The following is a 252-nucleotide window of genomic DNA, read 5'->3' as shown; positions in this document are numbered from 1 at the left end:
GCGCGGTGGGACTTCTCCACGGAGGCCACGTTGAGGGCCCTCGTGCGGGCCACCCCGCGGCCCTCCACGTGCACGACGACGTCCAGGGCCATGCGCTCGATCACCACGTAGGACCCCGAGGCGATCGCCTGGACGGTGCGGTGCAGGTCGGTGCGCTCGGACTCGGCGAGGAAGCCGACGTGGCCCAGGTACACCGCCAGCAGCGGCACGTTGTGGCCGCGGACGAAGTCGGCCGCCCGCAGCACCGAGCCG

The 252-nt window shown here is 73.4% G+C and carries 1 pseudogene; it reads right to left on the bottom strand.

Annotation, left to right across the window (positions count from 1 at the left end):
- A pseudogene (locus KVS67_RS12415) lies at positions 1–252 on the bottom strand (NAD(+)/NADH kinase); the annotation flags it as partial.

It is taken from the genome of Micrococcus sp. GbtcB5, from assembly GCF_019091605.1.
Classification (GTDB): domain Bacteria; phylum Actinomycetota; class Actinomycetes; order Actinomycetales; family Micrococcaceae; genus Micrococcus; species Micrococcus luteus.
This window is presented reverse-complemented; position numbering and strand designations above follow the sequence as displayed.